The sequence below is a fragment of the Micromonospora sp. NPDC005194 genome (assembly GCF_040608335.1).
GTDB lineage: Bacteria > Actinomycetota > Actinomycetes > Mycobacteriales > Micromonosporaceae > Micromonospora.
Genome location: NZ_JBEXIA010000035.1, coordinates 49,222 through 67,272, shown reverse-complemented (window position 1 = coordinate 67,272; position 18,051 = coordinate 49,222). Strand labels below are relative to the sequence as shown.

16 protein-coding genes are annotated in these 18,051 nt (G+C 70.7%); 5 read left to right on the top strand and 11 right to left on the bottom strand.

Features of this window, described 5'->3' with window-relative positions:
- Positions 1-196: 196 nt before the first annotated feature.
- Together ABZU53_RS25370 and ABZU53_RS25365 are read right to left on the bottom strand one after the other, a co-directional pair.
- The gene (locus tag ABZU53_RS25370; RefSeq protein WP_355067891.1) at positions 197-1,036 is read right to left on the bottom strand and encodes a GNAT family N-acetyltransferase; all 840 of its coding nucleotides are present in this window, start codon (positions 1,034-1,036) and stop codon (positions 197-199) included.
- 57 nt (positions 1,037-1,093) lie between these two features.
- A complete protein-coding gene (locus ABZU53_RS25365) occupies positions 1,094-2,317 on the bottom strand; it encodes an MFS transporter (protein WP_355067889.1) in 1,224 nt (407 codons plus the stop codon).
- A gap of 112 nt (positions 2,318-2,429) precedes the next feature.
- Between ABZU53_RS25365 and ABZU53_RS25360 the strand changes: the two genes are divergently transcribed.
- Entirely contained in the window at positions 2,430-3,017 is a 588-nt protein-coding gene (locus ABZU53_RS25360; RefSeq protein ID WP_139586621.1) for a PadR family transcriptional regulator, read from the top strand.
- A 63-nt stretch (positions 3,018-3,080) separates the two neighbouring features.
- Here ABZU53_RS25360 and ispG read toward each other — a convergent pair whose 3' ends face one another.
- The 6 genes from ispG to ABZU53_RS25330 all read right to left on the bottom strand — a co-directional run bounded on the left by ispG (position 3,081) and on the right by ABZU53_RS25330 (position 8,700).
- Positions 3,081-4,253: a flavodoxin-dependent (E)-4-hydroxy-3-methylbut-2-enyl-diphosphate synthase gene (ispG, locus tag ABZU53_RS25355; RefSeq protein ID WP_354856334.1), complete on the bottom strand. Its 1,173-nt coding sequence runs from the start codon at positions 4,251-4,253 to the stop codon at positions 3,081-3,083.
- Between the two features lie 9 nt (positions 4,254-4,262).
- Positions 4,263-5,513 carry a site-2 protease family protein gene (locus ABZU53_RS25350; protein WP_354856336.1) on the bottom strand — a complete coding sequence of 417 codons (1,251 nt, stop codon included), beginning with the start codon at positions 5,511-5,513 and terminating at the stop codon, positions 4,263-4,265.
- A complete protein-coding gene (gene dxr, locus ABZU53_RS25345) occupies positions 5,513-6,724 on the bottom strand; it encodes a 1-deoxy-D-xylulose-5-phosphate reductoisomerase (protein ID WP_355067888.1) in 1,212 nt (403 codons plus the stop codon). The genes ABZU53_RS25350 and dxr overlap by 1 nt, the downstream gene beginning before the upstream one ends.
- 146 nt (positions 6,725-6,870) lie before the next feature.
- Positions 6,871-7,512 (bottom strand): Uma2 family endonuclease, encoded by a 642-nt coding sequence (locus ABZU53_RS25340; RefSeq protein WP_354856339.1) that lies wholly within the window; start codon positions 7,510-7,512, stop codon positions 6,871-6,873.
- Positions 7,513-7,702: 190 nt separating this feature from the next.
- Positions 7,703-7,903, bottom strand: coding sequence for a DUF397 domain-containing protein (locus ABZU53_RS25335; protein ID WP_354856341.1), 201 nt, complete (start codon positions 7,901-7,903; stop codon positions 7,703-7,705).
- Positions 7,894-8,700: a helix-turn-helix transcriptional regulator gene (locus ABZU53_RS25330; RefSeq protein WP_354856343.1), complete on the bottom strand. Its 807-nt coding sequence runs from the start codon at positions 8,698-8,700 to the stop codon at positions 7,894-7,896. The genes ABZU53_RS25335 and ABZU53_RS25330 overlap by 10 nt, the downstream gene beginning before the upstream one ends.
- Positions 8,701-8,909: 209 nt before the next feature.
- On the opposite strand from ABZU53_RS25330, the gene ABZU53_RS25325 reads away from it, so the two are divergent.
- Together ABZU53_RS25325 and ABZU53_RS25320 are read left to right on the top strand one after the other, a co-directional pair.
- Positions 8,910-9,260 carry a hypothetical protein gene (locus tag ABZU53_RS25325; RefSeq protein ID WP_355067886.1) on the top strand — a complete coding sequence of 117 codons (351 nt, stop codon included), beginning with the start codon at positions 8,910-8,912 and terminating at the stop codon, positions 9,258-9,260.
- Between the two features lie 115 nt (positions 9,261-9,375).
- Positions 9,376-9,819, top strand: a complete 444-nt coding sequence (locus ABZU53_RS25320) for a hypothetical protein (RefSeq protein WP_355067884.1) — start codon at positions 9,376-9,378, stop codon at positions 9,817-9,819.
- Between the two features lie 163 nt (positions 9,820-9,982).
- On the opposite strand, the gene ABZU53_RS25315 is transcribed toward ABZU53_RS25320, so the two are convergent.
- Positions 9,983-13,945, bottom strand: a complete 3,963-nt coding sequence (locus tag ABZU53_RS25315) for a CARDB domain-containing protein (protein WP_355067882.1) — start codon at positions 13,943-13,945, stop codon at positions 9,983-9,985.
- A gap of 299 nt (positions 13,946-14,244) precedes the next feature.
- Positions 14,245-14,796 carry a GNAT family N-acetyltransferase gene (locus tag ABZU53_RS25310; RefSeq protein WP_354856347.1) on the bottom strand — a complete coding sequence of 184 codons (552 nt, stop codon included), beginning with the start codon at positions 14,794-14,796 and terminating at the stop codon, positions 14,245-14,247.
- Positions 14,797-14,847: 51 nt separating this feature from the next.
- Here ABZU53_RS25310 and ABZU53_RS25305 point away from each other — a divergent pair, with 51 nt between their 5' ends.
- On the top strand, positions 14,848-15,696 hold the full coding sequence (locus ABZU53_RS25305) for a YhjD/YihY/BrkB family envelope integrity protein (protein ID WP_354856349.1): 849 nt from the start codon (positions 14,848-14,850) through the stop codon (positions 15,694-15,696).
- A gap of 33 nt (positions 15,697-15,729) precedes the next feature.
- On the top strand, positions 15,730-17,325 hold the full coding sequence (locus ABZU53_RS25300) for an NAD(P)/FAD-dependent oxidoreductase (protein WP_354856351.1): 1,596 nt from the start codon (positions 15,730-15,732) through the stop codon (positions 17,323-17,325).
- Here ABZU53_RS25300 and ABZU53_RS25295 read toward each other — a convergent pair.
- On the bottom strand, positions 17,314-18,012 hold the full coding sequence (locus tag ABZU53_RS25295; RefSeq protein ID WP_354856352.1) for a TMEM175 family protein: 699 nt from the start codon (positions 18,010-18,012) through the stop codon (positions 17,314-17,316). The genes ABZU53_RS25300 and ABZU53_RS25295 overlap by 12 nt on opposite strands.
- Positions 18,013-18,051 lie beyond the last annotated feature (39 nt).

Here is an 18,051-nt window from a genome sequence, read left to right as displayed (position 1 = left end):
TGGCAGGACATGCCCCTGACCCAGGCCGCGCAGACCGTACAGGTCTCCGCCTACCCGGACGCCTACGCCCAGTGGGAGCAGCAGGCCACCGACCTCGTCACCCAGCACTGGAACAGCTGACCCACCGCACGACCCGACCAATGGCCGGCACCCGAGAACGGGTGCCGGCCATTGTCATGCCCAGCCCCGGCTCGGGTCAGAACAGGACGGTGGCGAGCGTGCCGACCGGTTGGAAGCCGCAGCGCTCGTACACCCGACGAGCCGGCAGGTTGAAGTCGTTGACGTACAGGCTGACCGTGGGGGCGACCCGGAGCAACGCGTCGCGTACGACGGCGGCCATCGCGGCGGCCGCGATGCCGCGGCCCCGCCACTCCGGTGCGACCCAGACGCCCTGGACCTGGGCGGTCCGTTTGGTCACCACGGCCAGCTCGGCCTTGAACACGACCTTGCCGTCGACGAACCGGGCGTACGCGCGGCCGGCGCGGACCAGGTCGTTGACCCTGCGGCGGTAACTGCGGCCGGCATCCTCGGCGAGCGGGGAGACACCGACCTCCTCGGTGTACATGGCGACCGCCGCCGGAAAGAGCCGGTCGACCTCGCCGGAGCGGACGCGGCGTACCTCTGGATCGGCCGGTACGGCCGGCAGTGTGTCGGTGGCCAGCAGCGGCTGGTTGGGCCGGACGTCGCGGGCCGGGCCCCACGTGTCGGAGAGCCGGTCCCAGAGGCCGAGGACGGCGTCGGCACGGCCGACGATGGAGGAGCAGAGCCGCTCCTCCCCCGCGAGCAGGTCGGCGAAGGCGGACACGGCGGCGTCGGTGGCGAGCACCGGCGTCAGGTTGCCACCGAGCCAGCACAGCGATTCGAGGTTGCGCCGGGCGCCGTACCCCAGGATCCGCCCTTCGGACCGCCACCAGGAGAGCCCGCGCGCGGCGATACGCTCCGCGACCTGCGCGCCCGCGAACGGGTCACGGTCGAGCAGGCGCTCGACCGCGCGGCGCTCCGATTCCCCCAGTTGCCGTACCGGCACCGTCAGCACGCCTACCAGCCTGCCAGATCGACCCCCCGCCCCGCCGGCCGAGTGGCGAGCCCGCCGTCACACGGTCATCGGCTCGGCGACCGGGCTGGTCGGACGGGTCCGGCCGGCCCACCGGACGACCGGGGGCACCAGGGCACCGAGCAGGAGGAACAGCCCACCCAGCGCGAGCCATCCCGGTACGCCCCAACCGAGGGCGAGGCTGGTCACCACGACGGGCGCGAGCATCTTGCCCAGCTCGTAACCCATGCCGTACGTCCCCTGGTACTGCCCCTGCGCGTCGGCGGGCGCCAGCCCGAAGGAGATCCCCCATCCGGCGGCGGAGTGCCACAGCTCCCCGATCACGTGCGCCAACGACCCGCAGCAGAGCAGGCCGATGGCGCCCGGTGTGGGCAGCGCACCGCTGGCGGCGAACAGTACGCAGGCCAGGGCGATGACGACCCCCGCCCGGCGGGACGCGCGGGCGGCCCCCGGCAGGGTGACGGCGCTGCGTGCCGCGCGTACCTGCAGGAGCACCACCAGCGCGGTGTTGACAAGCGTCAACACCGAGATCATCCAGGCCGGTGCGGTGGTGTGCCCGGCGATCCACAACGGCAGAGCGAGGGTGAGCAGGCTGAAGTGCATGGACATCAGCCCGTCGAGCAGGGTGAAGGCGAGGAACGGGCGGTCCCGTAGGGCGACCAGCCGGGGTCCTCGCGTCGGGGCGGCGACGGGTGCGACGGTGGGCAGCCGGACGGAGATCGCCGCTGCGGCCAGCGACGCCGCCGCCGTGGTCAGGATCAGCGCGAGGTAGCCGGCGCGGGTGTCGGCGGCGATGGCGAAGCCGCCCAGGACGGCGCCGACGGAGATCCCGACGTTGGTCGTGGCCCGCAGGTAGGCGCGGGTGTGCACCCGCTGGTCGGCCGGGATCGCGCCGGCGATGAGCGCTCCCCGGGCGCCGCGGTCGACCGCGTCGGCGAGCGCCGTGGCGGCGCCGACCAGCAGGAAGGCGGGAAACGATCGGACGGCGATCAGGCCGGCGGTCAGGACGCCGGCCGCGATCAGCCCGCCGACCTGTGCGCCGCGCGGCCCGACGCGATCGGCCAGGTAGCCGCTCGGTGCGCTCGCGAGCACGCCGACGAGCGCCGAGATGGTCAGGCCGACACCCACCTGGGTGGCCGAGAGGCCGACCGAGCGGGTGAGGAAGAGCGCGCTGGCGACCAGCCACAGGCCCCGCCCGACGGTCTTGATCAGGGTGCTGAGGGTGAGGATCCGGGCCGGACCGGGCGGTGGGAGCAGGCGCATGCCGGCCACTCTAACAAGACGTACGTACGGTTTGCAGATAGGAGCTTGTCGGCGATGCATTGCCGATATATCGTTGATGCATCAGCGACAGTACGCAGAGAGGAAGAACCTCATGAGGTTCCATCGACAGCACCACCCGATGCACGAGGCCCGGATGCGGGGCTTCGGCTTCCCGCCGGTCCCGCCCGGCCCGCATGGTCACGGCCACGAACACGGCGGCCCCTGGGGCGGACGCGGTCGCGGACGGGGCAGGGGCCGACGCCCCAACGTCCGTGGCGCGGTGTTGGCCCTGCTCACCGAGCGGCCGATGCACGGCTACGAGATGATCCAGGAGATCGACTCCCGCACCGGCGGCGCCTGGCGGCCCAGCCCGGGTTCGATCTACCCCACCCTTCAGCTCCTGGAGGACGAGGGTGTGATCGCCGCCAGCACCGAGGAGTCCAGCGGTGGGCGCAAGCGGTTCACGGTCACCGAGGCCGGGCAGGCGGAGGCCACCGCGGCCGCGCAGACCCCGGCGTGGGCGGACGTCGCCCAGGGCACCGTGAGCAGTTGGCACGACATCCGCGACTCCGGCGCGCAGGCGATGAACGCCCTGCGCCAGGTGATGATGAACGGCACCGACGACCAGCGTGAGCGGGCCGCCCAGGTGCTCGACGAGACCCGGCGCAAGCTGTACGCGATCCTCGCCGAATCCGAGTGAGATGCGCCAGAACGAATGCGGGCCGCTCCCCGAGGGGGAACGGCCCGCGTTCTTCGGACTGACTCAGTGCACGGTGACGGTCGGGCCGGTGACCAGCCCGCGCAGCTCCTCAGGAAGCTCGGCGCCCATCTCGTCGGCGATGCGCAGCGCCTCCTCGATCAGCGTCTCCACGATCTGCGCCTCGGGCACCGTCTTGACGACCTGGCCCTTGACGAAGATCTGGCCCTTGCCGTTGCCGGAGGCGACCCCGAGGTCGGCCTCGCGGGCCTCGCCCGGGCCGTTCACGACGCAGCCCATCACGGCGACCCGCAGCGGCACCGGCAGCCCCTCCAGGCCGGCGGTGACCTCCTCGGCGAGCTTGTAGACATCCACCTGGGCCCGCCCGCAGGACGGGCAGGAGACGATCTCCAGACCGCGCTCGCGCAGGCCCAGCGACTCCAGGATCTGGTTGCCGACCTTGATCTCCTCGACCGGCGGGGCGGACAGCGACACCCGGATCGTGTCGCCGATCCCCTCGGCGAGCAGCGCGCCGAACGCCACCGCCGACTTGATGGTGCCCTGGAAGGCCGGCCCGGCCTCGGTGACGCCGAGGTGCAGCGGGTAGTCGCACTGCTCGGCGAGCTGCCGGTACGCGCGGATCATCACGACCGGGTCGTTGTGCTTGACCGAGATCTTGATGTCGCGGAAGCCGTGCTCCTCGAACAGCGAGCACTCCCACAGCGCCGACTCGACGAGCGCCTCGGCGGTGGCCTTGCCGTACTTGGTCAGCAGGCGCTTGTCCAGCGAGCCCGCGTTGACGCCGATCCGGATCGGCACCCCCGCATCCCCCGCGGCACGAGCGATCTCCTTGACCTTGTCGTCGAACTGGCGGATGTTGCCCGGGTTGACCCGGACCGCCGCGCAGCCCGCGTCGATCGCGGCGAAGACGTACTTGGGCTGGAAGTGGATGTCGGCGATCACCGGGATCTGCGACTTCTTGGCGATCGCGGGCAGCGCCTCGACGTCGTCCTGGGACGGCACCGCCACCCGGACGATCTGGCAGCCGGACGCGGTCAGCTCGGCGATCTGCTGCAGGGTCGCGTTGACGTCGGAGGTGAGGGTCGTGGTCATCGACTGCACGGACACCGGCGCACCGCCGCCGACGGGCACCGAACCGACCATGATCTGGCGGCTGGCCCGGCGGGGAGCGAGCGGCGGGGGCGGCACGGCGGGCATACCGAGACTGATAGCGGTCACTTCAGGCACTCACCTTGAGAAGAGCGTGATGGGGTTGACCACGTCCGCGGCGATGGTGAGCAGCGTGAACGCGCCACCGATCAGGATCACCGCGTACGTGAAGGGCATCAGTTTGAGGTAGTCGACCCGGCCCGGGTCGGCCCGGCCGATCCGCGCGTAGACCCAGGAGCGGGCCCGTTCGAACCAGGCGATGGCGATGTGGCCGCCGTCCACCGGGAGAAGCGGCAGCAGGTTGAACACCCCGATGAAGAAGTTCAGCGACACGAAGAGCATGAAGAAGACCAGCCAGGCGTTGTTCTGCACGGCCTCCCCGCCGAGCCGGCTGGCGCCGACCACGCTGATCGGGGTGTCCACGTCCCGCTCGCCACCGGTGAGGGCGGTCCACAGGGCGGGGACCTTCTGCGGGATGCGCTGCAACGCCTGCGCGGTGCCGACGGCGAGTTGGCCGGTGAAGTCGGCGGTGGCCCCGAAGGCGCCGACCGGCCCGTACGTCACGCGGGTGGGGGTGCTGGGCACGAGGCCGACGCCGAGCGCGGCCACCGGCGCGGCGGCGCCCTTCGGGTCGTCCAGGGGCGGACGCTGGGTCTGCGCGAGCACCGTGCTGGTGCTGCCCGCCTGCCCGTCGCGGACGTACTCGATCCGCGTGGTGTCGCCCGGCTTGAGACTGCGCAGCGTGGTCAGCAGGTCGCCGTAGTTGCTGATCGGGGTGCCGTTGATCGAGGTGATCCGGTCGCCGTCGCGCAGTTGGGCCTGAGCGGCCGGGCTGGCCGCGTCAGCGGGGGTGCACTCCCGCAGCGTGTTCTCCGGCACCACGCAGGGGCTGAGCTGGATGACCGCCGGCTCCTTGCGGGCCTGCGCGTCCGTGGTGGGGAAGTCCGGGTTGGGCAGGCCGGCGGAGACGGCGAGGATCCAGATGGTGATCAGCGCGAGCGCGAAGTGCGTGATCGACCCGGCGGCCATCACGATGGTGCGCTTCCACACCGGGTAGCGCCACATCACCCGCGACTCGTCGCCCGGCTCGACGTCGTCGTCCTGCGGCGTCATCCCGACGATCTTGCAGAAACCGCCGAGGGGAATGCCCTTGAGGCCATACTCGGTCTCGCCCCGTCGGAACGACCAGATGGTGGGACCGAAGCCGACGAAGTACTTGGTGACCTTCATCCCGAACATCTTGGCGGTGAGCAGGTGCCCCGCCTCGTGCAGACTCACCGAGATGAGGATGGCCAGGGCGAAGAGGACCACCCCGAGCAGGTACGACATCAAGCTCCTTCCACCGAACCCGCGATGATCTCCTGCGCGTGCGCGCGCGCCCACGACTCGGCCACGAGCACGTCCTCGACGGTACCTGGTTCGGCGAAGTCCGGAGCGTCCTCCAACACGCGTTCGAGGGTGTCGACGATGCCGAGGAACGGCAGTCGGCCCGCCACGAACGCCGCCACGCACTCCTCGTTGGCCGCGTTGTAGATCGCCGGGCGGCAGCGCCCGGCCTCCCCGGCGGCCTTGGCCAGGGCCACGGCCGGGAACGCCTCGTCGTCGAGCGGCGCGAACTCCCAGGTGTGCGCGGCCGTCCAGTCGACGGCGGCGGCGGCCTCGGGCACCCGGTCGGGCCAGCCGATGCCCAGCGCGATCGGCAGCCGCATGTCCGGTGGGCTGGCCTGGGCGATCGTCGACCCGTCGGTGAACTCGACCATCGAGTGGATCACCGACTGCGGGTGCACCATCACGGTGATGTCGGCGTACGGCACGTCGAACAACTCGTGCGCCTCGATCACCTCAAGGGCCTTGTTGACCATGGTGGCCGAGTTGATCGTGACGACCGGCCCCATGTTCCAGGTCGGGTGCGCGAGCGCCTGCTCGGGTGTGACCTGCGTCAACTCGTCGCGCCGCCGACCCCGGAACGGGCCACCGCTGGCCGTGACGATCAGCCGCCGCACCTCGCCGCGCGACCCGGACCGCAGGCACTGGGCCAGCGCCGAGTGCTCCGAGTCGACAGGCACGATCTGCCCCGGCCGCGTCACCGCAGCCTTGACCAGCGGGCCGCCGGCCACGAGCGACTCCTTGTTGGCCAACGCGAGAGTACGACCACCGCGCAGAGCGGCCAGCGTAGGAGCGAGGCCCAGCGAGCCGACCACGCCGTTGAGCACGACGTCACACGGCCACTGCGCCAACTCGGTCATGGCGTCCGGCCCGGCGACAATCTTGGGAAGTTTGAAGTCGCCGGTGGCCCAGCCCCGGCGGCTCGCCTCCGCGTAAAACGCGAGTTGCAGGTCCTGCGCCGCGGATGCCTTGGCCACCCCGACCGCCTCGACGCCCAGTTCGAGGGCCTGCGCGGCGAGCAACTCGACGTTGCCACCGCCGGCGCCGAGCGCCACCACCCGGAACCGGTCCGGGTTGCGCCGGACGATGTCGATGGCCTGCGTGCCGATCGAACCGGTGGACCCGAGCAGAACAAGGTCGCGGGGGGAAGTCACGAGGCCATTCTCCCCCACCGCCGCTGCACGCCCGCTGGGAGCCTCAGCCGCCGCCGCGCGGCGCTCGCGGCATGATCAACTCCAGATCGCCGATGTCGGGCTATCCGCAGCTCTCGGATACCCCGACATCGCCGAAACCGTGTCGATCAAGCGGTGCCGGACTCTTCTGGGACCGCCTCCTCGTCCAGCAGTTCGGCCGGATCGATGGAGAACTCGAAGGGCTCGCGCATCGCGAAGGTGCTGCCCGCTGCTGCGGCGGCCACCGGCCGGTACTCCCCGTTGACCAGCTCGAACAGAGCCAGTGTCGGTACCCGATTGCGCAGGTCCACCCGGAGGAAGAACGGAACTCCGGCAGCCGCGTACTCCCGGGGCCGGTCGATCACGTCCTTGCGTCGGTTGCCCGGCGAAACGATCTCCCCGAGTAGTACCGCCTCGACGATGGGAACCGTCGTGCGGCCACCCCCGGAGCTGGGCAGCACAACGATGTCTGGAATGAAGAGATCATCCCCGGAGAGGACGTTGATCTCCGGATAGACCCAGAAGCCGGCCTTTCGCGCAGCACGGTGCAGCACGTAGGGCAGTTCCCTCTCGACCGACTGGTGGTCGATTCCCGCGTGTGGTGTCACGATCACGCTTCCGCTCAGGACCTCAACCTTGGGGCCGTTGGTCTCCGGCAACAGGTCGAGGGCGAGCTGCGCGGTCCACGGCTCGTCATGCCACCGCAGCACGTCGAACGACGGCTCGGTGTGCTGCGGCGCCGGCTCCGGCGCGAACGCTGCCTCGGCCATCCGGGCTCACCCCCTCAGCGGACCATCATGCTCAGGTCAGCCTAGCCACCGCAGCCCCCGCAGCACGTCATCGCACACCGAGTCCGCCGCCGCTCGATCCGCAGCATCCCGCACGGCACGAATAGATCTTGGACAGTTTCCGTTAGGTCCGAACGGAAACTGTCCAAGATCTGCGGCTGACAGGGCGCGGTCATCGCGAGGGTTGGCTGACCACCGTGAACTCGATGAAGGCGGCCCAGGCCGAGGGGGTGAAGGTCAGCACCGGCCCGTGCCGGTCCGTGCTGTCGCGTACGCCGACCAGGTGCGACAGATTGGTGGCCACCTCCACACAGGTGGAGCCCCCGTTGTCGCTGCGGGTGGACGTGCGCCACACCGCACCGGTCAGGTCCATGACTTCGCCAGCTCCCGCACGAGATCCCGTGAGGCCCGCCGGGGCAACGCCTCGCCCCGCAGGCTCTCCCACCTGCGCTGAAGGTTATCAACGTCCTCCGGGCGATCGGTCACGTGCGCGCGCACCGCGGTGTCGAGGTGCGCGACCTCACCGCTGTCCGGTGTCCGGGCCAGGATGAACGGACCCGCCAACCCGGCATGCATGCCCGCCCCGGCCGGCACGACGTAGAGGTCCACGTGCGGCTGCTCGGTGATCTGGAGCAGGTGCTCGAACTGCGCCACCATCACGGCCGGTGCGCCGATCCCCCGCCGCAGCACCGCCTCGTCGACGACGGCCACGAACTCCGGCGGGTGCTCCCGGCTCAGCACCGACTGCCGGTCCAACCGTGAGCCCACCCGTTGCTCGACCTCCGGCTCCCGCAGCATCCTCCCGCCGCGCAGCACCGCCCGGGCGTACGCCTCGGTCTGCAGGAGGCCGGGGATCAACGACGGCTCGAACCAGCGGATCATGGTCGCATCCCGTTCGACGGTGATCCACTCACGCAACCACGGCGGGGCGGCGTCGGCCCGGACCAGGGTGAGCAGTCGCTCGAACAGCCCACCGGCCTCCAATATCCCGTCGACCCGGGCGATGAAGTCCTGCGAGGGGGTGCGGTGACCGATCTCCACCATCCCCACCAGCGACGACGAGTAGCTGATGCGCTGCGCCAGCTCCTCCTGGCTCAGCCCACGCTCCCGGCGAGCCCGTCGCAGCTCCGCCCCGAGAAACTCCAGCGTCGACACCGGGCCGCTGTCCATCACACCTCCACCACATCTCGCCCACCAGTCACCACCAGCCATCACCGCGTCTCGGCGGATCGGCACACCCGGCGCTGAGGGCGCTCGCCACCTTCCGACGGTAGTCGCGTCCACACCAGAGTGTGAACAGGCACGAGGAAGGTGGACGTGATGGGCAAGCAGGTCGGGTTGGTGCCAATGACACCGAGGCATCGGCGCAACTGGGCACGGTGGGGTCGGTACTGCACCTGCGGGCTGCGCTGGCCCTGTCCGGACCGGCAGCGTCGTGCGGCCCGGCCGCTGTGGCCCTGCCGGTGGACGCGGTGACCGCGCCACGGTGGATCATCCACCTACCGACCACCCTGACCAGTCTCGACGACGCCACCGCCCTGGCCGTGGCACTGTGCGACTCGCTCGGTCACCTCGCCGTCGTCGACTTCGGGGAGACGACGCTCAGCGAGGAGGACGCGCAGTTCCTCCGTACCCGAGTGTTCTGTGACGCCCTGCTCGGCGGCGCGGGCCGGTGCCGGCGTCCCGACGCCCACGACGGCCCCTGCGGGCCGGCCCGAAACCGCGGGTGACCCGACGCCGACCCTGGCCGACCGTCATGATCATGCGTCTGATCGACGGATGGCCCGGGGGTGTCCTGCTCCGCGAGCATCAGCGGCGATCACGGTCAAACACGGAGGGGACCACATGAACCAGAAGCTTCAGGCGCGCGCGTTCGAGCGGGTGGCGTCGATCCTGCAACCCGGGGAACAGCCGGTCAGCGCGACCCGGGCGATGGTCGGCAGTTTCTCGGCCGGCCGACTCGGGACGGTCGTCTCGCAGGGACTGATCACCGCGGGCGCCGGGGCGGTGGGCCACGCGCTGTCACGGACCAAGAAGCAGTTCGTCGTCCTCACCGACCGGCGGCTGATCTTTCTGCCGCAGACCTTCCTCGGCGGGCCCGGCACCGGTGTACTCGGCGAGGTGCCCCGGGAACACGTCGCACTCGCCGAGGCGAAGATGGGCATCGTCAGCCTGCTGCGCCTCGCCTTCGGCGCCGGCGGGGACGGCGTCACGCTGACGTTCCCCCGGGTGGACAAGAAAAACGCCGAGGCCCTCGCGGCGGCCCTGGCACCGGTGCCGAGCGCCTGACCCGTTCCGCCCAGGGCAGGGGCACCTGCAGATCTTGGCGCTGATGTGCCCAGCACGGAAGACGGGGTGTCCGCAGCATGCGGACACCCCGACTGCACGGAAACCGTGTTGATCAAGCAGAGGTGGAACGGTCGGGGGCCACCGGAGCGGCCCCCGACCAGGACTAGCCCTCGTTGATGACGAACTGTGAGCCCGGCTCGATGACGATGTTGCCGTCGGCCGAGTTGGTGATGGTCACGTTGGTCAGGTTGGCGTTGCCGCGCGCCCCGCCCATCGCGAGGATGCCGGCGCCGTTGTTGGATTTGTCGATCCGTACGTTGGTGATGGCGACGTTCGGCATGTTGCCGCCGCCGTTCTTGAACTGGATGCCGTCGTACGTCGAGTCGATGACGTCGGTGTCGCGGATGGTGACCCCGACGATGTCCCGGGTTGCCGGGAAGAGCGTGATGGCGCCGAACTCCTGGTCCTCGTTCCAGAACGCGCCGCCGGTGCGGTAGAGCCCGTTGTTGGCGATCAGCGTCGTTCCGGAGAAGGGCAGCGGGTCGTGGTCGGTCGCCAGCATGATGCCCGGGTAGTTCGCGGTGTCGTAGATCAGGTTGTTCTCGATCGAGTTGTCGTAGCCGCCGTAGATGGCGATGCCGTTGGCCCGCCAGGGCAGCTGGACGGTGTTGTTGACGAAGTGGTTGTCGTGGGCGATGTCGACGCTGCGGTCCTTGACGTACGGGTTGGCCCAGACGGCGAGCGCGTCGTCGCCGGTGGTGCGGAAGGACGAGTTGAACACCCGCGAGTTGCGCGTGCCGTTGCTGAAGTTGATGCCGTCGGCGTACGTGTCGCGGATCCGCATGCCGGTGAACTCCAGCCCGTCGGCCGGGCCCCACAGCTCAGGGATGTTGTCGTAGTCGCGGCCCACCCAGACACCCACGTTGGCGTGCTCGATCCAGACGTTGCTGATTTTGGTGCCGGTGCCGAAGCGACCGTTCAGACCGACGCCGCCCTCGGCGTTGCCGTCACCGCCACGGATCCGGCCCGAGCCGAAGATGGCGATGTCGGAGATCTGGGTGTTCTTGTCGATGTCGAAGCCGAAGTTGCCCTCGTGCGGGTGGTTGATGCCGCCCACCACGTTCTGCGGTTCGGTCAGCGTGTAGAGCTGCGAGTGCCACATGCCGGCGCCCCGGATCGTGACGTTGCTGATGCCGACCTGGTTGTACATGCCCCGGTTCTGCGGGTCGTCGGTCAGGATCTTCTGCTCCTGCCGCCACTGCCCGGCGGGGATCCAGACGCAGCCGATGACACCGTTCTGGTCGTCGGTCACGGCCCGCTGGATGGCGGCGGTGTCGTCGAGCCCGTCGTTCGGAACCGCGCCGTACGCGGTGATCGAGGTGCAGCCGGCGGGCTGGCTGGCCGGCGGGGCGACCTGCTCCAGGTCGATCATGTCGATGACGTAGAAGGAGGCGGTGTCACCCGAGTCGCGTTGCAACTTGAACCGAGTGCCGGCCGGGTACGACTGCGCCAGCAGGGCGTTCGACTCGTCGAAGAGCCGTCGGGCGTCGGCCTGCGGGGTGTTGGTCAGCGCCTCCGGCCCGTCGGTGTTGCCGTAGAGCCAGCTGTGCTTCGACGACAACGTCAGCTTCCGGGAGAACACGTCGTTGACGTAGAGGCTGATGGTCGCCTCGATGCCCCCTCCACCGGGCGCGTCCGGGATCGAGTTGCGCACCACGATGGAGTTGGCCTGGTTGGCCGAGGTGAACTCGACGAACTGGCCGGTGCTGGTGAGCCGTACCGACTTGCGGCCGGAGGACTCGCTGGCGAAGTTGGTGTGCCCGAAGGTGCGCAGCGGGTCGGTCTCCAGCAGCGTGCCCTGGTAACGGCCGGCCTCGGCCTCATAGGAGACGTACGGAACGGCGGCCCCACGGCCGACCACTATCGACTGGCTGAACGCGTTGTTGCTCTCGTTGGTCTCGGTCACCACGTTTGTCGCGTCAGCGGTGGCGGTGATGGTGGCACCGCCGCTGGTGGCGGTCCAGCTGCCGGTGACGGCCACGGTGACCGTCGCGCCAGCCGCGATCGAGGCGGTGCTGGTGTTGAGCGTGGTGCTGCCCACCACCAGCCGGGTGACGGTGGTGGCGCCGGTCGCGGTGGTGCCCCGGTTGCGGACCGCCACGGTGAAGGTGACGGACGCCCCGACGGCCGGGTTCGGCGGGTTCGAGGCGATGCTGAGCACCTGGAGGTCGGGCCCCGGTGCCTGCGCGATCACCAGCGGCGACGCCGCCGTGAGGCTGTTGTTGCCGTTGTTCTGCTCGACGATCGTGTTCGTCGGGTCGACCACCGCCGAGACGGCGTAGCTGCCCATCGGCCGCGTACCGGCGTTGAACGACACGGTGGTCGAGCCGCCCGCGGCGAGCGCGCCCACCGTGGCGCTGCCGACGACCGCGCCGGCCAGGCTGAAGTTGACAGTGGTCGCGCCGGCGGACGCTGAACCAATGTTCTGCACGACGGCCGAGAGGGTGACCGCGCTGGCCTCGGTGGGCGACGTGGGTGACCAGGTCACCGAGCTGACGACCAGGTCCGGGTTGGGCGCCGGGGTGCCGCACACCTCCAGCTCGGCCACCTGGCCGGACGGGGCGCCGGTGTTGCCGGTGAACCGCAACTGCACGTCCGCCGTGGTCGCGGTGACCGGGATGGTCACCACGTTGGCGCCCTGGACGAACTGGTAGGCCGCCGCCGACACCAAACTGGTGTACGCCGACGACGCCTGGTCGCGGCCGAGGACCTGGATGGTCTGGGTACGGGTGCCCCAGGCCGGGTCGGGGTTGAGCTTCACAGTGACGCCGGAGATCGAGTGGTTCGCGCCCAGCGCCACGGTCAGGTTCTGCGGGTAGCTCGCCGCGCCCTCCCAGTAGGTGCTGAGCTGCCCGTCGTTCGCCTTGTCCGGGGTGAAGCTGAAGGTGGAGCCGCTCGCGGTCATGCTCTTGCCCTGCGCCACGTTGGTGCAGGCGGGCGGGTTGCTGCCGGTCCGGGTCACGGTGTTGCTGTTGCCGGAGAGGTTGCCGGCGCCGTCGCGGGCACGGACGTAGTACGACACGGTCGCCGTCGCGGGCTGGGTGTCCTGATAGGTGAGGACGGTGCTCAGCGTCGCGATCAGGTTGCCGCCCCGGTAGACGTTGTAGCCGGCCAGGCCGCTGCCACCGGAGTCGGTCGACGCACCCCAGGTGAGCGTGATCGTGCTGCCCGACGTGCTCTGCGACAGCGTCCCCGGGACGCTCGGCGCGGTGGTGTCACCACTGCCGGTACGGGTGACCGTGTTGCTGTTGCCGGAGAGGTTGCCGGCGGCGTCGCGCGCCCGGACGTAGTACGACACCGTCGCCGTGGCCGGCTGGGTGTCGGTGAAGGTGGTCACGTTGCCGACGGACTGGAGGAACGCGCCGTTGCGGTAGATGTCGTAGCCGGCGATGCCGCTGCCGCCCGCGTTGTCGGTGGACGCGACCCAGTTGAGGGTGATGGTGGTGCCCGACTGGGTGTACGAGAGGTTGCCCGGGACGCTCGGTGCGGTGGTGTCCGGGGTGGTCGTGCCGCTGCCGTACACCTCCAGCTCGGAGAGCTGCCCAGCCGGCCAGCCGCTGTTGGCGGTGACGGTGATCCGCACATAGCGGGTGGAGGCCGAGCTGAAGTTGATCGTGACGGTGCTGCCGCTCGCCGGGTTGAAGGTGTACGTCTGCGACCCGACCAGGTCGGTGAACGACGAACCGGTGGCGCTGCCCTGCACGCTCAACGTCTGCGTACGGGTCGCCCAACCGGAGGTCGGCAGCTTCAGCACGACCTGGTTGACCGACTGCGACGAGCCGAGATCGACCTGCACCCACTGGGGAAACGAGTTGTTGAGGCTCTCCCAGTAGCTGCCCGCGTTGCCGTCGACGACCTTCGACGAGTCGTAGACGTCGGCGTGGCCGCTCTCCTGGGTGGGACGCCCCTGGGCGAGGTTGGTGGCGGCCGGGGCGAAGGCGCTGCTGGCCGGGGCGGCGGGGCGGGCGGCGCCGGCCGGGCTCGCGATCGCGGTCGCCCCCGCCGTGGCCATCAGCGTGGCCGCGGCCATGGCCGCCACCATCCTGAACAGATTCGTTCGTCTCATCACTGTCCTTGTCGTGGGGGACGGTTGCCGCGGCGGCGTGACCACGGGGGTGGGGGTGCGGCGGTGCAGCGCCGGCCCGCAAGAGCGGGCCGGCGTCGAGAGAGACGGGGGTGGTACGGACGGCGCGGGGCACGACCAGCAACGGACCCCAGGGAGACCCGTTGAATCTTCCGGATACGTGCTCGGAATCGTGCACGTCTTTGTCGAAATCTTGCGTTACTTTGGCCAAAGGTTACTGACGTGCTACGGGAGCGTCAACACTTCGACCGCTGTGACTATTGACGGGCTTGCCTGCCCGGTCAGGTATCTGGTGCCGCCAGGACGAAGGTCTCCAACAGCTCTCCGCCGTACCAGTCGGTGCGCTGCCCCACGTGCGCCATGCCGAGTCGCCGGCAGACCGCCATCGACGGCTCGTTGCCCGGCGACACCACCGCGTAGATCTCCGGGGTGCCGGCGGCGAACTCCCGCGCCACGACGGCACGCGCCGCCTCGGTGGCGTAGCCGTGACCCCAGGAATCCGGGTGCAGGTGCCAACCCACCTCGATGTCTGACGTACGGCGCGTCTCGTCCCGCCCCGGGAGCGGCTTGAGCAGCACCGTGCCCGCCACCAGCCCGCTGTCGCGCACCTCGATCGCCCACGTGCCGTACCGGCCGCGGTCGGCCGCGTGCCGGTCCCGCCAGAGTCGCAACCGCTCGGCGGCCTGCGCCGGATCGGTCAGCGGCAGCCCGGGTGCCATGCCCAGCCAGCGGGTGATCTCGCTGCGGGAGTAGATGTCGTAGATGCGGGCCAGATCGGCCGGATCGTCGGTCCAATCGCGCAGGATGAGACGTTCGGTGGTGAGAACAGTCATGACCGGCGATCTTAAGGAGTGACCGCACCGAGGACAGGGAAGGAAAACCCGGTGGGCAACGGATGGCAGCGCGCGAAGCGGATCACCAGTGCCGCGTTCCGTCCGGTGCGCGGGCGGGACCTGTCGCTGCACGCCGCCGCGATCACCTTCTACGGGGCGATCGCCGTGGTCCCGGTGGCGCTGCTGGCCCTCTGGCTCACCTCGCTGATCGCGGGAGCCGATCGGGTACGCCGGCTCACGTCGTACGCCGTGGAGGCCCTGCCGACGGCGATCGGCGCGCCCCGGGCGGTGGCCGCGCTGGTCGACGCCGGGGTGGAGTTGACCCCGGTGCTGGCCCTTGCGTCGCTGCTGCCCGCGTCGCTGTACGGCGAGGGGCTGCGCCGGGCGTTCGTGTCGGTGGCGGCTCCGCGCAGCGACGAGCACCTGGTCGGTTGGCGAGGTCGGCTGCTGCTGCTGCCGTTGCTCGCACCGGCGCCCGCGCTGCTGCTGTCGATCCTGCTGGCGCTCCCGCTCACCACCCACCTGGTCACCCAGGGCGGCTGGGTCGGCGCTCTGGGCGTGGTGCTGTCGTTCCTGGCGGTGTGGCTGGTGCTCACACCGGTGCTGGTGTGGGTGTTCCGGGTGGTGGGGCCAGCATCGCCGGACTGGCTCTCCACCCTCGTTGTCGGGTCGTTCACCGCGGCGAACCTCTCCGGGTTCCTGCACGGCTTCGTGCTCTTCGCGTCCCTGCCGCTGGATCTGGGAGCGCCGTTCGGCGGCTTCGACGAGATCGGCGCCGGCGTGGCCGTGCTCCTGTGGCTGTACCTGTTCCACGTGATCGTCCTGGCCGGCTATTCCGCCACGCTGGCCCTCTCCCGCTGGCGCGCCCAACGCACCCCTTCGCAACGCGGGGTGGGCTGACCCGGCGGGGTGGTGGGGCTAGGCTGCGGCGGCATGAGCAGTGAACTTCCCGGCCGGACCGACGTCGTGATCGTCGGTGCCGGGCACAACGGTCTGGTCTCCGCCATCCTGCTGGCCCGCGCCGGCCTGGACGTCCTGGTGCTGGAGGCGGCCGACGTGATCGGCGGCGCCACCCGCACCGAGAACCCGTTCCCGAAGGTGCCGGGGCTGCGCCACTCCACCGGGTCGTACCTGCTCGGGCTCATGCCGCCGGAGCTGCTCGCCACCCTCGACGTGCGGATCCCGGTGCTGCGCCGCGACCCGCACTACTTCCTGCCCACGCCCGGCGGCCTCGGCTCGCCGTACCTGCTCTTCGGCAGCGACACCGCCGCCACCCGGGCACAGCTCGCCGAGTTCTTCTCCCCCGCCGACGTGGCCGCCGACGACGCCATGCAGGCCGAGCTGGCCGCGCTGCGCGAGGACCTCGCCCCGGCCTGGCTGGCCGAGCCGCTGACCGCCGAGGAGACCGCCGAGCGGCACGTCCGCCCGGCGCTGCGGCAGGTCTTCGTCGACCTCGTCCGGGGCTCGGTCGCGGACTACCTGGCCCGGTTCGAGTTCCGCTCCGAACTGCTGGTCAGCATGTACGCGGTCACCGACGGGCTCTCCGGCCTCAACGCCGGCCCGGACGACCCCGGCACCGGCCACAACTTCCTCGTGCACAACATGTGCCGGCTGCCCGGCTCGGGCGGCACCTGGATGATCGCCGAGGGCGGGATGGGCACCGTCTCCCGCACGTTCGCCGACGCCGCGCGCGCCGCCGGAGCCACCATCGCGACCGGTACGCCGGTGCGCGCGGTGACCCTCGACGGCGGCGCGGCCAGCGGAGTCGTGCTGGCCGACGGTCGAGAGGTCGCCGCCCGGGTGGTGCTCGGCGCGTGTGACCCGTACCGGCTGATGGACCTGGTGCCCGACGGCGCGCTCCCGGCGCGACTCGGCGAACGGATGGCGGCGGTCCGCCGCCCCGGCACCACCCTCAAGCTCAACCTGGCGCTCACCGGCCTGCCGCAGTTCTCCTGCCTGCCGGCGGGTACGCCGAGCCCGTTCGGCTCGACCATCCACCTGCTGCCCGGGTCCGCGTCGCTGGTCGGCGGCGACGCCACCTCGCCGATGACCGCGCTGCGGGACATGTGGGCGGACGTGCAGGCCGGGCGGCTGCCGGCGGAGCCGACCATCGAGTGGTACCTGCACACCACAGTCGACCCGTCGCTCTCCGACGCCGCCGGGCACCACTCGTCGGCGCTGTTCGTCCAGTCGGTCCCCTACGAGCTGGCCGGCACCAGCTGGGACGCGGAGCTGCCCGGCTACGTCGACCGGCTCGTCGAGATCGTCGAGCGGTACGCGCCGGGCACCGCCGACCTGATCGCCGACGCGGTGCCGCTGCCCCCGCCGGGCATCGAGAAGCACTTCGGCATCACCGGCGGTCACATCCACCACGTCGACAACACCGTCTCGTTCACCGACCGCATGCCGTACGCCACCGGCATCGACGGCGTGTACGCGGGCAGCGCCGGCTGCCACCCGGCGGGCAGCGTCATCGGCGCCGCCGGCCACAACGCCGCCCGACGCATCCTCGCCGACCTAGGGCGCTGACCGGTCCCCGCTCGGTCCGGCGGACGGCCGGAGGTCACCCGGGCCGCCGATCAGGTAGTAGCCGACCAGCAGGAGGTACGCGCAGAGGCTCAGGATGGGGTCGATGAAGACGACGGCGAAGGCGACGAGGTAGAGCAGGGGCTTGAGCAGCACCCGACGTGCGATCGCCCGGGCCAGCCGGGGATCCAGGTCGGGGTTCAGCAGCCCGCGCCTGCGGGCCCACCACCAGCTCAGGTTGACGAAGATCGCCTCACCGAGCACGGTGCCGAGGTACAGGGCGGCGGTCAGTCGCTGCTCGGTCGCCCCACCCCGCAGGTTGTCCGACAGCAGGTCGGCGGTGAACGGGAGGGTGGCGATGAAGAGCAGGACGCCGAGGTTGAAGACCAGCAGCATCTGATCGACCCGGACCACGTACCGCCACAGGTTGTGGTGGGCGAGCCAGACCTGCCCGGCGAGCGCGAAGGTGATCACATACGCCAGGTAGGACGGCCAGGCGTGGGCCAGGGCGTCCGGAACCTCTCGTCCACTGTCCCTGGCGGGGCCGGTCTGGAGCAGCTCGACGGCCATCACCGTCAGGACGACCGCGAAGACGCCGTCGCTGAACGTCTCCACCCGGGCGGCGTCCCGGGCCTTCTCCCGGCCGCGTTCGTACCGGTACTCCTCCTCCTGCGCGTCCGCCCCCGCCACGCCTGCCCCGCTCCCGGTGGTGCGTCGCTCGCGCACCCC

What these genes read in the sequence shown, in the direction of transcription:
- ABZU53_RS25365 (WP_355067889.1), bottom strand. Translation starts at nt 2,317, where the DNA reads ATGCGCCTGCTCCCACCGCCCGGTCCGGCCCGGATCCTCACCCTCAGC.
- ABZU53_RS25360 (WP_139586621.1), top strand. Translation starts at nt 2,430, where the DNA reads ATGAGGTTCCATCGACAGCACCACCCGATGCACGAGGCCCGGATGCGG.
- ABZU53_RS25350 (WP_354856336.1), bottom strand. Translation starts at nt 5,513, where the DNA reads ATGTCGTACCTGCTCGGGGTGGTCCTCTTCGCCCTGGCCATCCTCATC.
- ABZU53_RS25340 (WP_354856339.1), bottom strand. Translation starts at nt 7,512, where the DNA reads ATGGCCGAGGCAGCGTTCGCGCCGGAGCCGGCGCCGCAGCACACCGAG.
- ABZU53_RS25335 (WP_354856341.1), bottom strand. Translation starts at nt 7,903, where the DNA reads ATGGACCTGACCGGTGCGGTGTGGCGCACGTCCACCCGCAGCGACAAC.
- ABZU53_RS25330 (WP_354856343.1), bottom strand. Translation starts at nt 8,700, where the DNA reads ATGGACAGCGGCCCGGTGTCGACGCTGGAGTTTCTCGGGGCGGAGCTG.
- ABZU53_RS25320 (WP_355067884.1), top strand. Translation starts at nt 9,376, where the DNA reads ATGAACCAGAAGCTTCAGGCGCGCGCGTTCGAGCGGGTGGCGTCGATC.
- ABZU53_RS25315 (WP_355067882.1), bottom strand. Translation starts at nt 13,945, where the DNA reads ATGAGACGAACGAATCTGTTCAGGATGGTGGCGGCCATGGCCGCGGCC.
- ABZU53_RS25310 (WP_354856347.1), bottom strand. Translation starts at nt 14,796, where the DNA reads ATGACTGTTCTCACCACCGAACGTCTCATCCTGCGCGATTGGACCGAC.
- ABZU53_RS25300 (WP_354856351.1), top strand. Translation starts at nt 15,730, where the DNA reads ATGAGCAGTGAACTTCCCGGCCGGACCGACGTCGTGATCGTCGGTGCC.